The 20,602-nt window shown below is 56.3% G+C and carries 21 protein-coding genes; 8 read left to right on the forward strand and 13 right to left on the reverse strand.

Features of this window, described 5'->3' with window-relative positions; genetic code table 11:
- Positions 1 to 100 precede the first annotated feature (100 nt).
- The 6 genes from ACSOSI_RS07065 to ACSOSI_RS07090 form a co-directional block, all read right to left on the reverse strand.
- Positions 101 to 1,129, reverse strand: a complete 1,029-nt coding sequence (locus ACSOSI_RS07065) for a MerR family transcriptional regulator (RefSeq protein WP_476706764.1) — start codon at positions 1,127 to 1,129, stop codon at positions 101 to 103.
- A 218-nt stretch (positions 1,130 to 1,347) separates the two neighbouring features.
- Positions 1,348 to 1,800, reverse strand: a complete 453-nt coding sequence (locus tag ACSOSI_RS07070) for a type II toxin-antitoxin system PemK/MazF family toxin (RefSeq protein WP_476706765.1) — start codon at positions 1,798 to 1,800, stop codon at positions 1,348 to 1,350.
- Positions 1,801 to 1,955: 155 nt separating this feature from the next.
- Positions 1,956 to 2,768 (reverse strand): MetQ/NlpA family lipoprotein, encoded by an 813-nt coding sequence (locus ACSOSI_RS07075; protein ID WP_012005793.1) that lies wholly within the window; start codon positions 2,766 to 2,768, stop codon positions 1,956 to 1,958.
- 134 nt (positions 2,769 to 2,902) lie between these two features.
- Positions 2,903 to 3,739 (reverse strand): DUF1460 domain-containing protein, encoded by an 837-nt coding sequence (locus ACSOSI_RS07080; RefSeq protein WP_129939821.1) that lies wholly within the window; start codon positions 3,737 to 3,739, stop codon positions 2,903 to 2,905.
- A gap of 104 nt (positions 3,740 to 3,843) precedes the next feature.
- The gene (locus ACSOSI_RS07085; protein ID WP_012005795.1) at positions 3,844 to 4,386 is read right to left on the reverse strand and encodes a GNAT family N-acetyltransferase; all 543 of its coding nucleotides are present in this window, start codon (positions 4,384 to 4,386) and stop codon (positions 3,844 to 3,846) included.
- Complete coding sequence (locus ACSOSI_RS07090; RefSeq protein WP_476706766.1) at positions 4,383 to 4,853, reverse strand: acyltransferase; 471 nt, start codon at positions 4,851 to 4,853, stop codon at positions 4,383 to 4,385. The genes ACSOSI_RS07085 and ACSOSI_RS07090 overlap by 4 nt, the downstream gene beginning before the upstream one ends.
- A gap of 204 nt (positions 4,854 to 5,057) precedes the next feature.
- On the opposite strand from ACSOSI_RS07090, the gene ACSOSI_RS07095 reads away from it, so the two are divergent.
- Positions 5,058 to 5,648: a Yip1 family protein gene (locus tag ACSOSI_RS07095; protein ID WP_012005797.1), complete on the forward strand. Its 591-nt coding sequence runs from the start codon at positions 5,058 to 5,060 to the stop codon at positions 5,646 to 5,648.
- Between the two features lie 69 nt (positions 5,649 to 5,717).
- Here ACSOSI_RS07095 and dld read toward each other — a convergent pair whose 3' ends face one another.
- From dld to ACSOSI_RS07110, 3 genes are all read right to left on the reverse strand, one after another.
- Positions 5,718 to 7,418 (reverse strand): D-lactate dehydrogenase, encoded by a 1,701-nt coding sequence (dld, locus tag ACSOSI_RS07100; RefSeq protein WP_476706767.1) that lies wholly within the window; start codon positions 7,416 to 7,418, stop codon positions 5,718 to 5,720.
- 183 nt (positions 7,419 to 7,601) lie between these two features.
- A complete protein-coding gene (gene map / locus ACSOSI_RS07105; RefSeq protein ID WP_012005799.1) occupies positions 7,602 to 8,396 on the reverse strand; it encodes a type I methionyl aminopeptidase in 795 nt (264 codons plus the stop codon).
- Positions 8,393 to 8,596 carry a ParD-like family protein gene (locus ACSOSI_RS07110; RefSeq protein ID WP_006324220.1) on the reverse strand — a complete coding sequence of 68 codons (204 nt, stop codon included), beginning with the start codon at positions 8,594 to 8,596 and terminating at the stop codon, positions 8,393 to 8,395. The genes map and ACSOSI_RS07110 overlap by 4 nt, the downstream gene beginning before the upstream one ends.
- A gap of 169 nt (positions 8,597 to 8,765) precedes the next feature.
- On the opposite strand from ACSOSI_RS07110, the gene ddlA reads away from it, so the two are divergent.
- A complete protein-coding gene (ddlA, locus tag ACSOSI_RS07115) occupies positions 8,766 to 9,869 on the forward strand; it encodes a D-alanine--D-alanine ligase (RefSeq protein WP_261098927.1) in 1,104 nt (367 codons plus the stop codon).
- A gap of 320 nt (positions 9,870 to 10,189) precedes the next feature.
- Here the strand turns inward: ddlA and ACSOSI_RS07120 are convergent, their stop codons facing one another.
- On the reverse strand, positions 10,190 to 10,969 hold the full coding sequence (locus tag ACSOSI_RS07120) for an ABC transporter substrate-binding protein (RefSeq protein WP_012005802.1): 780 nt from the start codon (positions 10,967 to 10,969) through the stop codon (positions 10,190 to 10,192).
- A gap of 42 nt (positions 10,970 to 11,011) precedes the next feature.
- Entirely contained in the window at positions 11,012 to 12,166 is a 1,155-nt protein-coding gene (locus ACSOSI_RS07125; RefSeq protein ID WP_476706768.1) for a methionine aminotransferase, read from the reverse strand.
- Between the two features lie 220 nt (positions 12,167 to 12,386).
- Between ACSOSI_RS07125 and ACSOSI_RS07130 the strand changes: the two genes are divergently transcribed.
- From ACSOSI_RS07130 to ACSOSI_RS07155, 6 genes are all read left to right on the forward strand, one after another.
- Positions 12,387 to 13,316 carry a LysR substrate-binding domain-containing protein gene (locus ACSOSI_RS07130; RefSeq protein ID WP_476706769.1) on the forward strand — a complete coding sequence of 310 codons (930 nt, stop codon included), beginning with the start codon at positions 12,387 to 12,389 and terminating at the stop codon, positions 13,314 to 13,316.
- 116 nt (positions 13,317 to 13,432) lie between these two features.
- A complete protein-coding gene (bglX, locus tag ACSOSI_RS07135; RefSeq protein ID WP_476706770.1) occupies positions 13,433 to 15,730 on the forward strand; it encodes a beta-glucosidase BglX in 2,298 nt (765 codons plus the stop codon).
- A gap of 170 nt (positions 15,731 to 15,900) precedes the next feature.
- Positions 15,901 to 16,950, forward strand: coding sequence for an ABC transporter substrate-binding protein (locus ACSOSI_RS07140; protein ID WP_476706771.1), 1,050 nt, complete (start codon positions 15,901 to 15,903; stop codon positions 16,948 to 16,950).
- Positions 16,947 to 17,945, forward strand: coding sequence for a FecCD family ABC transporter permease (locus ACSOSI_RS07145; protein ID WP_017892032.1), 999 nt, complete (start codon positions 16,947 to 16,949; stop codon positions 17,943 to 17,945). The genes ACSOSI_RS07140 and ACSOSI_RS07145 overlap by 4 nt, the downstream gene beginning before the upstream one ends.
- Positions 17,938 to 18,717 (forward strand): ABC transporter ATP-binding protein, encoded by a 780-nt coding sequence (locus ACSOSI_RS07150; protein WP_476706772.1) that lies wholly within the window; start codon positions 17,938 to 17,940, stop codon positions 18,715 to 18,717. The genes ACSOSI_RS07145 and ACSOSI_RS07150 overlap by 8 nt, the downstream gene beginning before the upstream one ends.
- Positions 18,710 to 19,441, forward strand: a complete 732-nt coding sequence (locus ACSOSI_RS07155) for a substrate-binding domain-containing protein (protein ID WP_476706773.1) — start codon at positions 18,710 to 18,712, stop codon at positions 19,439 to 19,441. The genes ACSOSI_RS07150 and ACSOSI_RS07155 overlap by 8 nt, the downstream gene beginning before the upstream one ends.
- Positions 19,442 to 19,472: 31 nt before the next feature.
- Here ACSOSI_RS07155 and ACSOSI_RS07160 read toward each other — a convergent pair whose 3' ends face one another.
- Complete coding sequence (locus ACSOSI_RS07160) at positions 19,473 to 19,769, reverse strand: hypothetical protein (RefSeq protein ID WP_012005810.1); 297 nt, start codon at positions 19,767 to 19,769, stop codon at positions 19,473 to 19,475.
- Positions 19,766 to 20,401: a division plane positioning ATPase MipZ gene (locus ACSOSI_RS07165; protein WP_112364519.1), complete on the reverse strand. Its 636-nt coding sequence runs from the start codon at positions 20,399 to 20,401 to the stop codon at positions 19,766 to 19,768. Before ACSOSI_RS07165 ends, ACSOSI_RS07160 begins: the two co-directional genes overlap by 4 nt.
- Positions 20,402 to 20,602: the final 201 nt, after the last annotated feature.

Below are 20,602 nucleotides of genomic sequence, written 5' to 3' on the forward strand. Positions count from 1 at the left end.
CAGAAAATAAGCGCATTATGCGCCGCGCCCGCCGACAAGGTAAATTGGGCTTTCTTATGCTGAATATAAGAAAAACCTATGGTCTTGCCATCTGGGTTTGTCATGCACCGCGCATCAACTGCGCCACCGCCTGCTGCAGATAGCTTAACAGTGGCGGGGTCAGCCAGGTGCCCTCGGTCAGCGTGGGTTCCCGTTCCATCGCCTGGCGAATTTTCATCTGGGTTGCAGGATCGGTACCGGCATAGGACTGGAACAGCTCAAGCCATTGCGCCGCCAGCTGTTTCGCCTGCCCTGACTCAGGCGCTACGCCGTCATTCAGCGCCTGATGGAACCGGGCGATCAGCGCCGGCCATTCCTGCAAGCGGGTAAAATAGTGTTGGCGCACATGGGCGTATTCATCCTCCGACAGGTATTTTTGATAAATTGATAACTTGGTTTCGGCAAAGGCCCGGGTCACGTAGTCGGTCATCGCCGGAGTGATGCCGGTTTGTTCGCGCATGGAGGGTTCGTCGGCATGCATGGCGTTAAGCCGGGTGAGAAACGCCGGGTTGCCTGCGGTATCACGTTCCAGCATCTGCATCCAGCGCCGGGCCAGAGTCTGCGCCTCCAGTGCTTGCGGCGTGACGCCGCTTTCGATCAACTGGCGCATGCTAGCGACCAGATCGCCCCATTCCTGATTGCGCATGGGATCGGCCTGATAGAAAGGCAATTGCGCCAGTTCGTCTGCGGTAAAATATTTGTCGTACATGGTCATTAACTCCAATGTCGTCAGCCAGTCGTTCACTTCCGGCTCATCTCCGGCGGTGAGTTGTGCATGCATCTGTTGTAAACGATCGCGCAGTGCGGCTGTCTGGGCCAGTTGCTGCTCCAGCATGGCAATTTGCTGCTCAATCACCGTCGTTAGCGTCATCCCCGAACGTGCCAGAATTGCCCCGACTTCCGCCAGCGGGATCCCCATTCGGCGCAGCGCCTGAATATGGTGCAAGCGGCTAATATCAGCCCGATTATATAAGCGATAGCCGGCATCGGAACGCGCAGAAGGAACCAGCAAACCAATGCTGTCGTAATAATGCAGCGTCCTGACGGTGATGCCGGAACGGCGGGCCAGTTCGCCAACTTTCAATAACATATGGTGTACTCCTCCCTTGTGCGTGCAGGAATACTAAAGCCTGACGTGGCGTGAGGGTCAATAGGGGGGGGATATTTTCGGCGGAAGTTCTGAATGGCAAAAGCCCAGCGCTATGGCTGGGCTTTGCGGATCCCTTAAAGGGAAGGTATAGCATAGGGCCTTTTTCGGCTACGGCAGCAGTGTTGCCCGATTTGTTTGTTTTGTCAACACATTGGGTGTTATATCGGCAGCAGGGTTCGCGCATTAATTGATTTGATTACCGTTCGTTGTATCTCGGCAACCAGGTCACGGTGTAAACATTGAACGAGAAATCCGCGTTGTTTACGCGGCCTGCTCAGGCGTTGGCGGCTCACCTGTTGCACCAAATCGCCCTTGGCCCAACGCGTTTGTGGGTGAAAGAACCTCATATCTTCAATGACTGCATCGGCGATCTCAATATGCATACCCAGATTAAGTTTGTTTATATCTTTGGTGGTCGACAGAGGTACAACGATACAGGCGTTACCATTGATTTTGCCATTGAGTACGACGATAAGTCGATTCTTCACCATTTCTGGTGGAATGCGGCCATTATAAAAATGAGGCAGATGCGTAGGGACAATAGGTGCAGGATAATTCCCATAGTTGCATTCGAGTATTTCCCCGACCTTAGGGGCAAAATTGATGGGCATGTAAACTCTCCTTGTTACGAAAAAACTATCTGACCGAACTGAATGGTAATAATGAGTCTGTTGCCAGGCCGGAGAAAGGTATTGGTAGGAGTCTATGGGAGGAGAAGATTAAAAATGCGAGCTCCTACGCAAGAGCTCGCAAACAACCTGCTGAGTTACCAGCCTTTTACCGCGCCGCCATTAAAGATTTTCTCGGCGGCCTTGGCGACTTCATCCGACTCGTAGGCCTTGATGAAGTTTTGCACGTTCGGCGCATCCTTGTTGTCTTCACGCGTCACGATGATATTGGTGTACGGCGAATTCTTGTCTTCGATAAAGATGCCGTCTTTGGTTGGCGTCAGACCGGTCTGGTTGATGTAAGTGGTGCTGATGACGGCGATGGTGACTTTAGGGTCATCGAGCACCTGCGGCAGCTGTGCGCCCTCCAGTTCCATAATCTTGTAGTTATGCGGGTTGGCGCTGATATCCAGCGAGGTTGGCAGCAGCCCTTTGCCCGGTTTCAGCGTGATCAGGCCGGTTTTCTCCAGCAGCAGCAGTGCGCGGCCGAGGTTGGTGGGATCCAGCGGGATGGCAATCACCGCACCGTCCTGCAGTTCTTTCAGTGATTTGATTTTTTTCGAATAGCCGGCCATCGGGAATACGAAGGTATTGCCCACGGCCACCAGCTTGTAGCCGTGATCTTTATTCTGCTGTTCGAGGAACGGCCGGTGCTGGAAGACGTTGGCGTCCAGTTCGCCTTTATCGGTAGCGTCGTTGGGCAGCAGCGAACCGCTGAAACCGACCAGTTCAACCTCCAGACCGTACTTCTCTTTGGCCACCTGTTTGGCCACCTCCGCCACGTCTTGCTCTGCACCATTGATGACCCCGACCTTGATATGATTCTGATCGGTTTTTTGGTCGCAGCCTTGTAGCGCCAGTACGGCGGCGAACGCCGCCAGCAGTGGGGTATAACGCCAGTTTTTGGACATCGACTTCTCCCTGAAAAAAACAATGAAATCAGTTGGTTTTGTGCTGCTAGCTAAGCCTGAACCCGTGGGGAAGTCAAACACCTGCTCAGCACAAAGGCTTCTAACTAATAACAGGAAGTTTTAGCGCACCCTTATTATTTGGCGCGAAATACCACGATGCCCGGCGTGGCCAGCACGTAATCCATAAAGGGCGAGTCCACCACCTGCATATTTTCTTTGCGTGAAGAGGCGTTACGCAGTACCGGGCCGTTTTCGGTCATGATATAGATGCCGGTATGGGTGACGTCCAGCCCGGCCAAATGGGTATAAATGCCGATGTAATCGCCGGTGTGCAACTGGGCCAGTACCTTGTCGTCAATAAAATCGCTGGGCAGGTAGGTGATACTGCGCTGAACGTTTTTCAGCCCCGGCAGATAGCTGCTGCCGTCTGACTTTTGGTTCAGGTTTTTCACCAGCGTTACGGTATGCGGGCTGAGTGTGGCGGTGATATCCGTGACGTTGGTTTTGGCCTGGTGTGACCAATCGCTAAAGAAATGCTTGCGTTGCAGGAAGCTGATTTCGCCACTGGCATAACGGATATGCGTCAGCCGCTGGACAAAATCTGCCTGGCTGCTCGCCTGGCGCAGGGCATCGACGTAATCGATATAGGTAAAACAGTCCAAACCACGGAAGTCGATCACCAGTTTTTCCGGCGTATTCTGCGAGCCAATCAGCATGTTGGCCACATAAGGCGTACCGAGGAAGGGCCGGGACAGCAGATCGATCATCTGGCCGCTATCCTGCTGCTGCTCTGTCGGCGCGGCGGCACGCAGGGCGAGAAGCTGATTGAGTTTGTTTAACGTCTGGTTATCCATGCTGGCCTTGAGATCTGCGGGTGGGGTAATAATGGCTTCAGGCGTTTGCCCAACGGGAATTTTATCTGCACAGCCGCTGAGCGCAATAGCCAATATCAATGAAACAACCTTGTACATTTTCCCCTCCGATGGTTTTGGCACGTGATGGCGAAAATGATAACAGCTCTCACTATCGCCTGGAGGGGCAATGCTTAAACATAGCCTCAACGTTCGGTTAACACTTAATAACCGATTTCACTGTTGAACGGCAGGTACCAGAACAGGGCGATTTCGTGATCGGCGATGTCCGGTTGGGCGCGATACAGCAGGTGGTCGATGCCGCCAAGGATAAAACCAAAGTGTTGATAACAGTGGCAGGCGGGCAGATTGGTGTTTTGCGTTTCCAGCATCAGCCCGGCGGTTTCGTGACGTTGCGCCCAGTGTCGGGCGGTTTCCAGTAATGCGCTGGCAACCCCCAGGCGGCGCACGTGGGCGCTGACCACGATTTCTTCAATCAGCGCATAGCCGTTCCAGTTATTGCTCAGCGTGATATGGCCGACCGGCTCGCCGCGATGACGGGCCAGAAATGTGTCGCTTTCATCGTTGACGAACGGGGCCAGCGGGTAGTTCTTGCGAAAGGGGGTAACCGGCAGCAATGGCCAACTGTCGACCGGCGCATCAAAAACCGGCTGGGCGTAGTGGGCGATGTGAAAGCTAAAGTCGCAACTGGTCAGGTAGCCGTCGGGTAAACGGCTGACCGGGGCAATTTGGATCGCCTGGCTCATGGTGCAAGCTCCCTCAGCAAACGCGCCGGGTTACCGGCATAGATCCCTTTACGGGTGATGTTTTTGGTGACCACTGAACCGGCACCGATCACCGCACCGCTGCAGATTTCCACCGCCAGCACCGTGGCACCGGAGCCGATGGAAACACCATCGCCAATTTGCGTGCGGCCCCAACTGGCGGCATCGGCATTGGGCGCGCCATCTTTAAACAGATCGTTGGCAAAGGTGACGTTGTGGCCGATAAAGCAGTCCGCGCCAATAGTGACATATTCACAGATAAAACTGTGTGACTGAATTTTGCTGCGGGCGCCAATGCTGACGTTTTTTTGGATCTCGACAAATGGCCCGACGAACACCCCATCGCCGAGTCGGCAGCCATACAGATTGCAGGGCTGGACCAGGGTGACATTTTGACCGGCATCGACATCGACAATACCGGCCTGAAGAACACGAATGGCGGATGACATGACATTCCTCACGGCAGTGACGCAGGGAGGAATTATAAGACAAACCGTCGCCACGTCTGTGCTTTCCGAACGTTTTTTCAGCGAAAGACTATAATTAGTACAGGGGAGAGAGCCCCGTGGCCGCAATCCTCGTACGGGTAGCAATCCGTCAGAGGGGTAAATTCGTTCGCCGAGCGCGACCTACGGCGATGGAGGAGGTGTCTCATGGTTAGTCATGTTTGGGGACTTCTGGCGCATCCAAGCACCGAGTTCGAACAGATCAAAAGCGAGAATGAAAGCGTCTCGCACCTTTACACCCATCATGTACTGCTGCTGGCGTTGATTCCGGTTGTCTGCGCCTTTATCGGTACCACCCAACTGGGCTGGCTCTCCGGCGAAGGACAGGCTATCCGGCTCGATATGTTCACCGCATCTTATACCGCGGTGGCTTTCTACCTGCTGATGTTGGCGGGTGTGGCGATCATGGGGAAAGTGATCCACTGGATGGCACGGCGTTATGAAGTGCGTCCGAGTCTGCATCGCTGCATGGTGTTTGCCGGCTATATCGCTACCCCTATGTTCCTCAGCGGTATCGTGGCACTGTATCCCGTCGTGTGGCTGTGCCTGTTTGTCGGCGTGATTGGCCTGTGCTATTCGGGCTATCTGCTGAATCTGGGTATCCCGCACTTCCTGAATATCGACAGTAAAGAAGGGTTTATCTTCTCCAGCTCTACCTTTGCCATCGGCATCTTGCTGCTTGAGCTGCTGCTGGGGGTAACGGTATTGCTGTGGGGGTATGGTTCCTGGTTATTCTAAACTCTGTTTTGATATTGCCCCTCACGCCGCTCTGGCGTGGGGGGCTTTTGCTTTTTAGGCCTGACGAAGTTAATTGTCGGCCCAGTTTTTCCGCTTGCTGGTTTTACCCAGGCCCGGATTAAAGCTGTTGGTCGGGTCGGCGCTGCGGTAGAACGCCTGCAGGTCGGGCTTGGCCGGGTACAGGTGGCCGACGTTATGTTCCGCCGGGTACTCTGCGCCGCGCTGGTCGAGGATCGCCAGCATTTTCTCTTTCAATGCGTGGCTGTCGACGCCTTTTTTCACCACATAATCCTGATGGAATACGTGGCACATAAAGTGGCCGTAATACAGCTTGTGCACCAGTTGGCTGTCGATTTCCGGCGGCAGGGTTTCGAACCAGTCGGTGTCGTTACGGCGCAACGCGATATCCAACGCCAGAATATCTTCTACCTTGTCGGCATGCACCGCATGGTAACGCACGGCGGCACCGGCGGCGGCAAAGCGGTGCAGGAAGGCTTTCTTGCCCTCGTCCGGGGTGCAGGTGAAAAACTCGCCGTCGGCCTGGGCAAAGTACTGTTTCAGGTACTGCTGCGCTTCTTCAACGCCCGGACCGGCCATTTTCAGTAGCAGGTGATGTTCAAAGCGTTCGCGGTAGTCTTTCATCCGTTTCGGCAGGTGGCTGGGGGCCAGATGGCTCAGGCCTTGCATCAGCCGGTCGGTCAGGTTGTGCGGCAGTAATGGCAGCTTGTTAAGGCTGGCATCCATACGGCCTTTCAGGGTGAAGAAGCTTGGCATCTGGTCGGTGCCGAGCTTGTCGATCATCATAAAGGTATCTTTGCCGTACACTTCGGCAATATCAAAAATATCCCGGTGCATATACTCTCCGGCCACCGGCAGGTTGTCGAACTGGCTCAGCATATGGCGGCGCAGTTCGGTCAACACGGCGGTATCGTTGGTACCGATATAAAATACCTGTTCCTTGCCTTCTTTCTCGAAGGTGTCCAACCGTACCGCAAACACCGCCAGCTTGCCGGCACAGCCGGAGGCCTCGTACAGGCGGCGCTTGTCGGCATTAAACCGGGAAGGCGTATCGGCATCGACGTCGCGCACCCGGCTGGCATATTCGTTATCGGAAGCACGCAGTTCGCCGTGCTCGACATCCTCCGGCCGGTAGTCGCCTTTCTCTAAGCGAGTGAGGATCTCCTCCGGTGTATCGCCGAGGTTAATCCCCAAATGGTTTACCAGCCGCAGTTGGCCGTCTTCCCCCAACTGGGCGTACAGTGCCATCTCGGTGTAGGCCGGGCCGCGCTTGACCAGCGAACCGCCGGAGTTATTACACACGCCACCGATCACCGACGCACCGATACAGGAGGAACCGATTACCGAATGCGGCTCGCGGCCATAAGGTTTGAGCAATTTTTCCAGCTGATTGAGGGTGCTGCCGGGGAAACCGACCACCTGTTTACCGTTATCCAGCACCTGCACGTGGTTGAGTCGCAGGGTGCTGATAATGACGACATCGCGGTCATAGTCGTTGCCGCTGGGGGTTGAGCCTTCGGTCAGGCCGGTGTTGGCCGCCTGCATGATGACAATTTTGTCAGCAGCGACGCAGGCCTCCAGCAGTTGCCAGAGCTGCAACAGGCTGGTCGGAAACACCACCGCCAGTGCCTGGCCAGCGCCGGAGCGGAAGCCTTTGCGGTAGCGTTCGGTGCTGCGTTCGCCGGTCAGCAACTGCGGGCCGCCGACGATGCTTTTCAACTGATTGAGGAATGCCTGGTTGGACTGCGTCATGCCGATCTCCCTTCGAATATACCCGTCATCTTTCAAGCTGCAGCGTTGTTATCTGCACTCGCTCACCCCAGTTACTTACTCGAGTAAGCGCCTGGGGATGAGCGAGTTGGCCGCCTAGCTACAACTTGAAAGCTATAGGGTATGAATTGAATTACTAACTTATTAGGTTGCTAGCCTGGTGGCTTAGTAACGCTCTGCAAAACCGGCCTGGCGTTCTTCGTCCCGCAGCGTCAGGATCTCCACGCCGTCGGCGGTGACTGCCACGGTGTGTTCCCATTGGGCCGAAAGTTTCTTGTCGCGCGTTACCACCGTCCAACCGTCTTTCTTCTGTTTAATCCGGTGGTCGCCCTGGTTAATCATCGGTTCGATGGTAAACACCATGCCTTCCTGCAACACCATACCGGTTCCCGGTTGGCCAAAGTGCAGCACCGCCGGCTCTTCGTGCATATCCCGGCCGATACCGTGACCGCAGTACTCACGCACAATACTGTAGCCGGCCTGTTCGGCGTGCTGCTGAATTGCATGGCCGATATCACCCAGCGTCGCCCCCGGTTTTACTGCCCGGATGCCTTGCCACAACGACTCATACACGTTGTTCACCAGGCGCTTGGCGACCGGCGTGGTCTGGCCGATGCAGTACATCTTGCTGGAGTCGGCAATGTAGCCGTCGTTTTCCAGCGTAATATCGACGTTAACAATCATGCCGGAACGCAAGATTTTGCTGACCGACGGAATGCCGTGGCAGATAACGTCGTCAATTGAGGTATTGAGCACATAAGGGAAATCGTACTGCCCTTTGCTGGCCGGGCGCGATTTCAGCTCATTGACAATAAAGGCCTCGGCGCGGTCGTTGATCTCCATGGTGGAGATGCCCTCGACAATCACCTGATCGAGCATAGCAAACACCTGCGCCAGTAGGGCGCCAGAGTGGCGCATTTTGGCAATCTGTTCCGGCGTTTTGATCACAATCTCTTTCACCCGACAATCTCCTTCAACGTCAGCGCGTTATCTTTCATCATTTTTTTTACCAGTTGGGGATAGGTCAGTTCCGGATGGAACTCCGCCAACATGCCAATCTTGATCCAGTATTCCGCCTGCGCGTTGATCGAACGCGTCATCGTCAGGCTGGCGAGGCGCAGATCGTCATGCAGCGCGTCAGAAATTTTCACAATGCCCATCGTCTGTTCCATTAGTGATTTATATACGGAGTGTATATGGTTTGGATGCTGCAAATTTTGCTTTCTGTGGCATGGGAATATTCTTGGTCACAATGATTGTCGCCGCCCGGCAATGCGTTTATTGTGATAAACGACTTTTTTGCACTGATTTTTCAGAAGGATTTAGGGCGTGAGCAAATTACGTGTTGGGGTGATCTTTGGCGGTAAATCGGCGGAGCATGAAGTTTCGCTTCAGTCGGCAAAAAACATTGTGGATGCAATCGACAAAGAGAAGTTTGACGTCACGCTGCTGGGGATCGACAAGCAGGGGCAATGGCACATTAACGATGCGTCCAATTACCTGCTGAATGCGGAAAACCCGGCGCTGATCGCGCTGAACCGCTCAAATAAAAATGTGGCGCTGATCCCCGGTCAGGAGAAACAGCAGCTGATCGAGTCGGGCAGCCAGGGCGCACTGGGCCAGTTGGATGTAATATTCCCGATCGTACACGGCACATTGGGTGAGGACGGTTCGCTGCAGGGGCTGTTGCGAATGGCTAATCTGCCGTTCGTCGGTGCCGGCGTGTTGGGTTCGGCGGTCAGCATGGATAAAGACGTGACCAAACGCCTGCTGCGTGATGCCGGGCTGGCGATAGCGCCGTTTGTGACGCTGACCCGCAGCAATCGCGCCAAATTCGATTTTGAGCAGCTTAGCGAACGTCTGGGGCTGCCGCTGTTTGTTAAACCGGCCAACCAGGGCTCTTCGGTGGGAGTCAGCAAGGTACAGGACCGCGCCGGTTTTGAGGCTGCGGTGGCGCTGGCGTTCAGCTTCGATCATAAGGTGCTGGTGGAGTCGGCGATTGTCGGTCGTGAGATTGAATGCGCGGTATTGGGCAACGACGAACCTCAGGCCAGCCTGTGCGGCGAAATCGTGCTGAGTGACGCCTTCTACTCTTACGACACCAAATACATCAATGAGCAGGGTGCTCAGGTGATAGTGCCGGCGGCGATAGAACCGGAGGTGAGCGATAAAATCCGCGACGTGGCGCTAAAAGCCTTTCGGGCGCTGGAGTGTTTCGGGCTGGCGCGCGTCGATGTATTTCTGACGCCGGACAACAACGTGGTGATCAACGAAATCAACACGCTGCCGGGCTTTACCAATATCAGCATGTATCCCAAACTGTGGGCCGCCAGCGGTGTCAGCTATAGCCAATTGATCACTCGGCTGATTGAGCTGGCGCTGGAACGCCATCAGCAGGATCGCGCTTTGAACAGCTCGGTGTTTGACCGGTAAGCGGGCATAAAAAAAGAACCAGGTTGGTGGCCTGGTTCTTCTATTATCGGCTCTAAAAGAGAGCTGTGTCGCACATACTTGTCATCCTTTTTTCAGTGTACCCGGTGTTTTGTTTGATTACAAACCGCTCAGTCTGTTTTATAGTCAATGGCGATGACAGGTGTGTCGGAGTAGTACAAGGCGGGTGGTGAATCACAAACGATTTCCATTGGTCCCGACTGGATACGGGTGGTGCCGTCCGGTTTGCTCCCACCCAAAGGTGTGCTGCATGTACTTCAAGAGCTGAGTTAACCACTCAGCTCTTTTTTGAAGCTGGTTTCTTACTTCACCGTCACGTCAATATCGCCAAAATACTTCTTCGCCAGCTCGCTCACGGTGCCTTGCTGCTTCACTTTGACGATCGCCTCATTCAGCTTTTTCTTCAGCGCGTCATCACCCTTACGCAGGCCGAAGGCAATGCCCTCACCGAGGATTTTGTCGTCGCTGACCGCATCACCGACAAAGGCGAAACCCTTACCGTCCGGGTGCGCCAGGAAACCGCTTTGGCCTGACGGTGCCATGACCAGCGTTGCGTCGAGCCGCCCGGCGGTTAGGTCAAGATAAGCCTGGTTCTGATCCTGATAGGACACCACGTCCACACCCTGCGGCGCCCAGTGGGCCTTGGCGTAGGTTTCCTGAATCGAGCCTTGCAGCACGCCGACATGCTTGCCCGCCAGCGAGGTGGCGTTTGGCAACAAACCGCTGTCGGCCTTGGCGATCAGGCGATTTGGTACCTGATAGATTGAATCGGTAAAGTCTATTGCCTGACGACGCTGGTCGGTGACGTTCATCGCCGAATTGATGGCGTCGAACTTGCGCGCCTTCAGCGCCGGGATCAGGCTGTCGAACGAGGTCTCGACCCAACTGCATTTTAACTGGGCGGCGGCACACACCGCGTTGCCCAGATCGATATCAAAACCTTCCAGCTTGCCGCTGGCCGATTTGGATTCGAACGGTGGGTACAGCGCTTCCAGCCCGAAGCGCAGGGTGTTTTCCGCCGCCAGCGTGGAACCGGCGGCCAGCAGGCAGCCTGCGGCGATCAACGTTTTCAGTGATTTCATAGTTGGAGCCCTTTTCCCATGGTCAAAGCAAAAATAAATTTCTTATACCTGACACAGACGGCGTGCGCCCTCCAGCAGGGTCTCATTGTCTTTTGCAAAACTCAGTCGAATGATGCCGGTGTTGGTGCCGTCGCTGTAAAACGCCGACAGCGGGATCGTCGCAACTTTGGCTTCGCGGATCAGGCGCACCGCAAAATCGTTGTCGCTTTCGTTACTGAAACCGCTAAAGCGGGCCAGCATAAAGAAACTGCCACGGCTGGGCAGTAATTCAAAGCGCGAATCCTGCAGCGCGCTCGCCAGTAAATCACGCTTTTGTTGATAGAAGTCTGCCAGACCCAGATAACTTTGCGGATTGCCCAGCGCCTCGGCGAAGGCGTACTGCATCGGCGTATCGGCGGAGAACACCATAAACTGATGCACCTTGCGGATCTCGTCCATCAACGCTGCCGGCGCCATGCAGTAACCGACACGCCAGCCGGTCACGTGATAGGTTTTGCCAAATGACGACACAATCACGCTGCGTTCGGCCAGCAGTGGGTGGCGCGCCATGCTGTGGTGGATATCGTCATCGAACACCACGTGTTCATAAACCTCGTCGGACAGGATGACGATATCGGTGTTGCGCGTCAGGGCGGTCAGTCGTTCGATGTCATGCTCGCCAAACACGCTGCCGGTCGGGTTGTGCGGACTGTTAACGATGATCATCCGCGTTTTGCTGTTGATGGCGGCGGCGACTTCGTCCCAGTCAATATGCAGATCCTGCAGCGACAGTTTGATGGCGACCGGCGTAGCGCCTTGCAGACGTACAATCGGCGCATAGCTGTCGAACGCCGGCTCAAAATAAATCACCTCATCGCCCGGATGCACCAGCGCGCTGATGGCGGAATACAATCCTTCACTGGCACTGGCAATCACCGTGATTTCTTCGTCGGCGTCATAGCGTGCGCCATACAAACGTTCAACTTTATCCGCCAGTGCAGTGCGTAATGCCGCCACGCCGCTCATCGGTGCGTACTGGTTATGACCGTTGCGCATGGCTTGCGCCACCGCTTCAACCAACTGCGGTTCACAGGCGAAGTTCGGTGCGCCCTGCGACAGGTTCAACGCCTGATGTTCGGCGCTAAGCTGGCCGATAACGGTGAAAATAGTGGTGCCGACGTCCGGCAACTTCGAGCGGTGTGAGCAGGCGCTCTGCATGAGTAGCTCCAGGGGAATGGGGGAGATATCGCTTGATTAAGCATCACGGAGGGTAGGCCAACAAGGGAAAGTTTGTCATACTCGCCATGCACAGAGATCATGGCTGTTATCTTCTGCTCATCGCCACGGGCGCAGCATGCAGCGCCCCTACCATGCGGGATCGCCGTAGGGGACGCATATATTCGTCCCGACCATTTTCTGGCATCTAAAGGAGCTAACTATGTCGTTATCCTTACCTTCGCTCGACGTGTTGAAAACCTTTGTGGTGGTGGCCCAGCGGCTTAATTTCACCCATGCCGCCCAGAGTCTGCATCTGACGCAGGGCGCCGTCAGTCGGCAGATCCTCGGGCTGGAACAGCAACTGGGTTACCCGTTGTTCAGCCGGCGGGCACGCGGCCTGACGCTCACCCCGCAGGGCGCGATGTTGCTGGTGCCGGTACAGCAGGCGCTGGGGCAACTGGACGAGGCACTGGCTCGGGTTGGGGCGCAACCGGGCACTCTGCGCATCAAGTGCCCGACCTGCGCCATGCGTTGGGTGCTGCCGCGCATTATCCGGCTGCAAAATGAACGGCCGGAAATGCATATTGAGCTAACCGCCTCGGTATTGCACGGGCTGGATTTTGGCGCCGAACATTTTGATGCCGCGGTGGTATTCGGTCAGCCACAGGGCAAAAAATTGCGGGTGCATCACCTGTTCGATGAAATTCTTACGCCGATCTGCACGCCGTCTTACCTGCCCGACTTGTCACGTCCACCCACGCCGGCCGATTTGGCGGATAAAACCCTGCTGCACCCCACGCGCGATCGACGCGACTGGTTACTGTGGTTGAAGGCGGTGGGGCAGGAGGCGTTGCCATCTGGCAAGGCGCAGCATTTCGATACGCTGGATCTGGCGATGAGCGCCGCGCTGCAAGGCTTTGGCATCGCCATCGGCGACCTGTGTCTGCTGGAGGAGGATATCCAGGCGCGGCGTATCGTCACGCCGTTCCCGCTCAGCGTGGTCAGCGGCGCAGCCTATTATTTGGTCTATCCTGAACGGGCGGTGGTGCCGCAGGCATTAACCGAACTGGTAAATTTCCTCAGCGATGAAGCGGCGCAAAGCCGTAGCCGGCTGCAAAATTATCGAGCAGCCTCCGCTAACAGCTTGTAACTTTTAACATTACAAATTATTTCTGCGCCGAAAAGGAGTATGGCACACTGCCTTTTCACATTGATAAATCATCTCCGTCGCCGCCTGCGGCGGGAACATGCCTGAGATTAAAAAATATGAAATGGCTTTGTGTGGTGAGTATGTTGTCCGGTCTGGCCATCAGCCCGGTTTTTGCGCAGGAAAGCGCCGTGATCCAGGGCGTTAATGCCCAGCAGCGCGACGCCTTTGTCAGCAACCTGATGAAACAGATGACGCTGGCCGAAAAAATCGGCCAGTTGCGTTTAATCAGCGTCGGGCCGGATAACCCGAAAGAGGCGATCCGCGACGGCATCAGCAAGGGGCAGATTGGCGCCATCTTCAATACCGTCACCCGGCCGGATATTCGCGCCATGCAGGATCAGGCGATGCAGCTCAGCCGCCTGAAAATTCCGTTGTTCTTTGCCTACGACGTGGTGCACGGCCAACGCACCGTGTTCCCGATCAGCCTTGGGCTGGCGGCCAGTTTTGATCTCGAAGCCATCGCTCTCAGTGGCCGGGTTTCTGCGCAGGAGGCCAGCGACGACGGCCTGAACATGACCTTCTCGCCGATGGTCGACATCACCCGCGACCCACGCTGGGGCCGGGTTTCGGAAGGCTTCGGCGAAGATACCTGGCTGGTGTCCAAAATCGCCAAAGTGATGGTGGATGCCTATCAAAACGGCGACCCGTCCAAGCCCGGTTCAATCATGACCAGCGTGAAGCACTTCGCGCTGTACGGTGCCACCGAGGGCGGCCGCGATTACAATACCGTCGATATGAGTCCACTGAGAATGTACCAGGACTACCTGCCGCCTTATAAGGCCGCAGTTGACGCCGGCAGCGGTGGGGTGATGGTCTCGCTCAACTCGATAAACGGCATTCCGGCTACCGCTAACCCCTGGTTGCTGAAAGATTTGCTGCGCGACCAGTGGGGCTTCAAGGGCATCACCATCAGTGACCACGGTGCGATTAAAGAGTTGATCAAACACGGCGTGGCCGCAGATGCGCGCGATGCGGTGCGCCTGGCGATTACCTCCGGCGTCGATATGAGCATGAGCGACGAATATTACGACCAATACCTACCGGGGCTGGTGAAGGACGGGCTGGTATCGGAAAGTGACATCGACCGTGCCTGTCGCGACGTGCTGAATACCAAATATGATATGGGCCTGTTTAAAGACCCTTACACCCATCTTGGCCCGGTCGGTTCCGATCCGCAGGACACTAACGCCGAAAGCCGTTTGCATCGTGCCGAAGCGCGCGTAGTTGCGCGTAAAACCATGGTGCTGTTGAAGAATGACAAGCAGACGCTGCCGCTCAGCAAGCAGGCGACCATTGCGCTGGTCGGGCCGATGGCCGACAGCCAGCGTGATGTGATGGGCAGTTGGTCGGCGGCCGGGGTGATTAAACAGTCGGTCACCCTGCGCGAGGGTCTGGAACGTGCGGTGGGCGACAAGGCTAAAATCCTCTACGCCAAGGGCGCCAACGTCACTCAGGACAAGAGCATTATCAACTATCTGAATGAATATGAGCCGGCGGTGGCGTTTGATACTCGTCCACCGCAGCAGATGATTGACGAAGCGGTGCAGGCGGCGAAGAAAGCCGACGTAGTGGTGGCGGTGGTGGGGGAATCGCAGGGCATGGCTCACGAGGCTTCCAGCCGCGCCGACATTACCATTCCACAAAGCCAACGTGACCTAATCGCCGCGCTGAAAGCAACCGGCAAACCGCTGGTGCTGGTGCTGATGAATGGCCGACCGCTGGCGCTGAGCTGGGAAAGTCAGCAGGCGGATGCGATGCTGGAAACCTGGTACAGCGGCACCGAGGGCGGCAATGCGGTGGCCGACGTACTGTTTGGCGACTACAACCCGTCGGGCAAGCTGCCGATGACCTTCCCGCGTTCGGTCGGGCAGATCCCGATGTACTACAACCACCTGAATACCGGCCGTCCGTTCGGCAAGGAAAACCCGGGTAAATATACCTCCCGCTACTTCGACTCACCGAACGGCCCGCTGTATCCGTTTGGTTATGGCCTGAGCTACACCAGCTTTAGCCTGTCGGATCTGAAACTCTCCAGCCCGACGATGGCGCGCAACGGCAAGATCACCGCCAGCGTCACGCTCAAGAACACCGGTAAATATGATGGCGCCACCGTGGTGCAGCTGTATCTGCAGGACGTGACCGCTTCGGTCAGCCGCCCGGTGAAAGAGCTGCGTAACTTTAAAAAGGTGATGTTGAAAGCGGGGCAGGCGCAGAAGGTGGAGTTGCCTATTACCGAAGAGGATCTCAAGTTCTATAACGCCAGCCTGAAATGGGGCGCGGAACCGGGCAAGTTTAATGTGTTTGTCGGCCTGGATTCCGACGACGTACAGGCGCAGAGCTTTACGCTGAAGTAATATCTGATGACCCTCTCTCGCTACCGCGGGGGAGGGCTTTGTTGGCGCGCAAGGCCAACACTTCTTGTTTATCTCCCCTCATTTCCTCAATCGTTGATCCCGCTGATTGTTTCGCCATGGCTATCGCTATATTATTTTGTATATAACGATAACCCACCGGAAACCTCCCTATGTTCAGACGCTTCCCACGGCTGTTGCTGCTTTTTGTCCTTTTCTCTTGTGCCGCGCAGGCGGATCGTCAGGTGACCGACCAACTCAACCGACAGGTCACGCTGCCCGATACCATCACCCGCGCGGTGGTGTTGCAACACCAGACGCTGAACCTGCTGGTGCAGCTCGACGCTCTGCCGCAGGTGGTTGGCGTGCTCAGCAGTTGGAAGAAGCAACTGGGCCCGAATTATCTGCGCCTGGCACCTGGGTTGGCGAACATGCCGATGCCGGGCGATCTTACCTCGGTAAATATCGAAAGTTTGCTTAGCCTGCATCCACAGGTGGTGTTTGTCGCCAACTATGCGCCGCCGGAAATGATTGCCCAGATTGAAAGGGCCGGTATCCCGGTGGTGGCTATTTCACTGCGCCGCGAAGCGGCGGATCAGGCGGGGAAAATGAACCCGGTGCTGAAAGATGAAGATCAGGCTTATAACCTGGGCTTGCAGGATGGCATTCGCCTGATCGCCAGCGTAATGGGCCACCAGCCGCAGGCCGAGGCGCTGATCCAGGACGTGTTCCAGCAGCGGGCGCTGGTGACGGACCGGCTGCGCGACCTGCCGGAGGATCAGCGGGTGCGGGTCTATATGGCTAACCCTGACTTAACCACCTACGGGTCGGGTAAATACACCGGGCTGATGATGCAGCATGCCGGGGCGCTCAACGTGGCGGCGAAGGAGATTAAAGGTTTTAAGCAGGTGTCGATTGAGGACGTGCTGAAGTGGAACCCGGCGGTGATTTTCGTACAGGAACGCTACCCCGAGGTGGTGGAGCAAATCCTCAATTCGCCGCAGTGGCAGGGGATTGATGCGGTGAAAAATAAGCGCGTCTATCTGATGCCGGAATACGCCAAGGCCTGGGGTTACCCGATGCCGGAAGCGCTGGCGCTGGGCGAATTGTGGATGGCTAAAAAGCTTTATCCGCAGCGGTTCAGCGACGTTAATTTGCAACAGCGAGTGGATGCCTACTACCGGCAGTATTACCGCAGTAGCTGCTGCCAGAGTGAGCCATGAGGCTGGGCTGGCTTATCCTGCTGACGTTGCTCTGCGCATTGCTGTCATTGGGCATTGGTCGCTACCCGGTATCGGCGACTCACAGCGTGATGATCCTGCTGGAGCCGCTGACCGGTCCGCACGGTGGCATTGATGAGGTACAACGTCAGGTGATCCTCGGGGTGCGCGTGCCCAGGGTGCTGTTGGCGATGGGTGCCGGGGCGGCATTGGCCCTGTGCGGCGCGGCGCTGCAGGGCGTGTTTCGCAACCCATTGGTGGATCCGCATATTATCGGCGTCTCCTCCGGTGCGGCATTTGGCGGCACGCTGGCGATATTACTCAGCCTGCCGATGGTGGCGCTGTTGCTGTCTGCTTTCGTGTTCGGCATGGCGGCCCTGCTGCTGATTTTTGCCATTACCAGCGCCATTGCCCGGCGCAATATTCTGTCGCTGGTGCTGGCCGGCGTGATCCTCAGTGGCTTTTTCTCCGCCTGCGTCAGCCTGCTGCAATATCTGGCCGATACCGAAGAGAAACTGCCGAGCATCGTGTTCTGGTTGCTGGGCAGCTTCGCGACCGCCGACGATAACAAACTGTTGATGCTGTTCCTGCCGTTGCTGCTGGCCGGTGGGTTACTGATGGCGTTGCGCTGGCGTATTAATTTGTTGTCGCTGGGAGATGAGGACGCCGCAGGATTGGGCATCAATGTCGAACGAACCCGCTGGCTGATTTTGACGCTGTGTGCCGCCATTGTCGCGGCACAGGTGGCGGTCAGTGGCAGCATAGGCTGGGTCGGGTTGGTGATACCGCATGTTGCCCGGTTGTTGGTCGGCCCGGATCATCGTCGCCTGCTGCCTGCCTCTATGTGCCTGGGGGCGCTGTATATGGTGTTGATAGACGATTTGGCGCGTACCTTGAGCAGCAGCGAAATCCCATTGGGGATCCTGACTGCGCTGATTGGTGCGCCGTTGTTTGCGTTGCTGTTGCGCCGGGCGCAACTGAGAGGTTGGCATGGCTGAGACGCTATTGACGGTCAGGGATTTGAGCTTTGGCTGGCCCGGTCAGGCCCCGTTGTTTAACCGGTTGGATCTGCAGTTACAGCGTGGTGAGGTGCTGGCGGTGCTTGGCCCCAACGGGCGTGGCAAGAGCACTTTGATGCAGTTGCTGCTCGGCACCTTACCCCTACAGCAGGGGGCGGTTGAGCGTGGTAGCGGCATCGGCTTTGTGCCACAGCATTTCAGCGCTCCCTTTGCTTATCGGGTGCTGGATATTGTGCTGATGGGGCGGGCACGTTACGTGGGTCTGTTCCGTACCCCGTCGGCGGAGGATCACCGACTGGCGAAAGAGGCGCTGCATTCGCTGGATATGCTGGGCTTTGCCGATCGCGAATTTGGCAGCCTGTCCGGCGGGCAGCGGCAATTGGTATTAATAGCTCGCGCACTGGCGATGAGTTGCGAAGTGTTGATGCTGGACGAGCCGACCTCGGCATTGGATTTACATCATCAGGACCGGGTGTTGAGCCTGATTTCGCAGCTGGCGCGGGAGCGGCAGATGGCGGTGATGTTCTCTACCCATCAGCCCAACCACGCTCACGCAGTGGCCGATCGCGCCCTGTTGTTAGGGGCCGCAGGACAGCATCAGATTGGGCCTTGCGCCAGGATGCTGACGGCCGAAAGCCTGTCACCGCTGTTTGATTTGGCGATTAAGCGAGTGGCATTGCAAATTGACGGTCGGCAGTTCGAAACGTTGGTGCCGGTGTATCGCAGCCAACGGGAGCGTGGATGTGAGTAATATTTTATTGTTCGCCGCAGGCAGCCTGCGCGGGGCATTGGGTCCGTTGCTGGCCGCGTTTCAGGTGCAAACCGGTGCAGCGGTGGAGACGGTATTTGGCCCGGCGGGCCTGTTGCGCCAGCGAATCGAAACCGGGGAGCGACCGCATATTTTCGCCTCGGCCAATCTAGCGCATCCGCAGCGATTGGTGGATTTGCGCTTATCGTCACAGGTGCAACTTTTTGCCCGTAATCGGCTGTGTGCCACGGTGCGCAATATTGCCGGGTTAACTGAACCGCCACTGTTGGAAGTGTTGCGGGACTCGCGGTGGCGGGTGGCGACGTCAACGCCGGGCGCTGACCCTTCCGGCGACTATGCGCAGCAACTGTTCGAGCGTATTGAGCTGTTGGCACCGGGGCTGGGCGTCGCTTTGCAGCAGCGGGCTTTGGCGTTGGTAGGCGGGCCCGACTCCGCGCCGCTGCCGCCGCATCGACTGGCGGCAGAGTACCTGCTCAATAGCGGACAGGCAGATATTTTCCTCGGCTATGCCAGCTATGGTGCAGCGTTGGCGTGCTATCCCGAATTGTTGGTGCGCCAGTTACCCACGCCACTGGCGATAGAAGCGGACTATGGCCTGTGCCTGCTGGATGCGCGAGCGCAGCCCTTGGCCGAATTTATTCTGGCGGAGCAGGGGCAGGAGATACTGAGGGAACAGGGCTTTTTACCTGCCAACAGAATAGGTTAGTAGCTTATCAAGTTGGCAGGTTGTGAGGCTATTACAGTTTTTTCAGCAGTTGCAGCAGGTGGTCTTCGCTCTTCTCGGCCAGGCCGTCGATCGCCAGCTTGATAATGTCGGAGCGGGTAATGCGCACCACGCCGTTTCGTGCTGCCTGCACAATGATTTCATCAATGGCGTCAACGTGGTTATCGGTCAGGCTGACCGAAATAGCTTTATAAGTACGTTTGCGGCCCTGCGGCTTGGCTTCCGGCGCGGGGGCCAGCAAGGTGTGGGAAGTGGCGCTGTTGATGAACTCGTCTTCCGACATACGCTGGCTTGGGGTGCGTTTTTTCACAGGATCACCTCCTTCACCAGGCTTTCGATTTCCGCCTGCGCTTTTAGGTTATTCGCCTCATGCACGGTGATGGCTTCACCCCAGGCATCGCGGTAAATCTTGCGGTCGCACAGACGGTTGCTGACCAGCTGCAACTCCGGATATTCGCCGAGCACCTGCGCCGCTTCGTTAGCTTCATTAATAAAGATATTGGTCGGGCACATGTTCAGCACAATGTAGCCTTTCACCTTCTCGTTATATTCCTGCGCGGTGGCAAACATTTCCGACAGATAGCCGACGGTGTCCAGATCCATCTGTGATGGGCGCAGGGGGGAGAGGAACAGATCGGCGGCCAGCAGACCGGAACGCAGCTCGGCGCTGTCGCGGCCGGCGGTATCGACAATCACGTAATCGTAATGGCGATCCAGTTCCAACAGCGTCTCTTTGATTTTGCCCGAGGCAGCCACCACCGGGATATGCGGCAGGCCTTCGACATTCTGACGGTCGTTGTACCAGGTCATGATTGATTTCTGATCGTCAGCATCAACGATGATGGCAGTTTTGCCCTGTTTGAGGATCAGATATCCGGCGATATTGACCGCCTTGGTCGATTTCCCTACGCCACCTTTTTGCGAGCCAATCAAAACAATCATGCTGCCATCTCTCAAGTTATTAAGTTGATAGCTTATTAAGTTAACAACTTATTGGGTTGGTAATTAAACAGGTTAACAATAACAACGCTTGAACAATATGCACCAACGACGGCGGCTTGCCAAGCCAGTATGCGGTTAACTTTACAGCTTATTTTGCTGCTAACTTAGTAGCTGGGTAAGTAGGAATGCTCTGGGAAGTGG

This window comes from Serratia sp. AR11, from assembly GCF_056376275.1.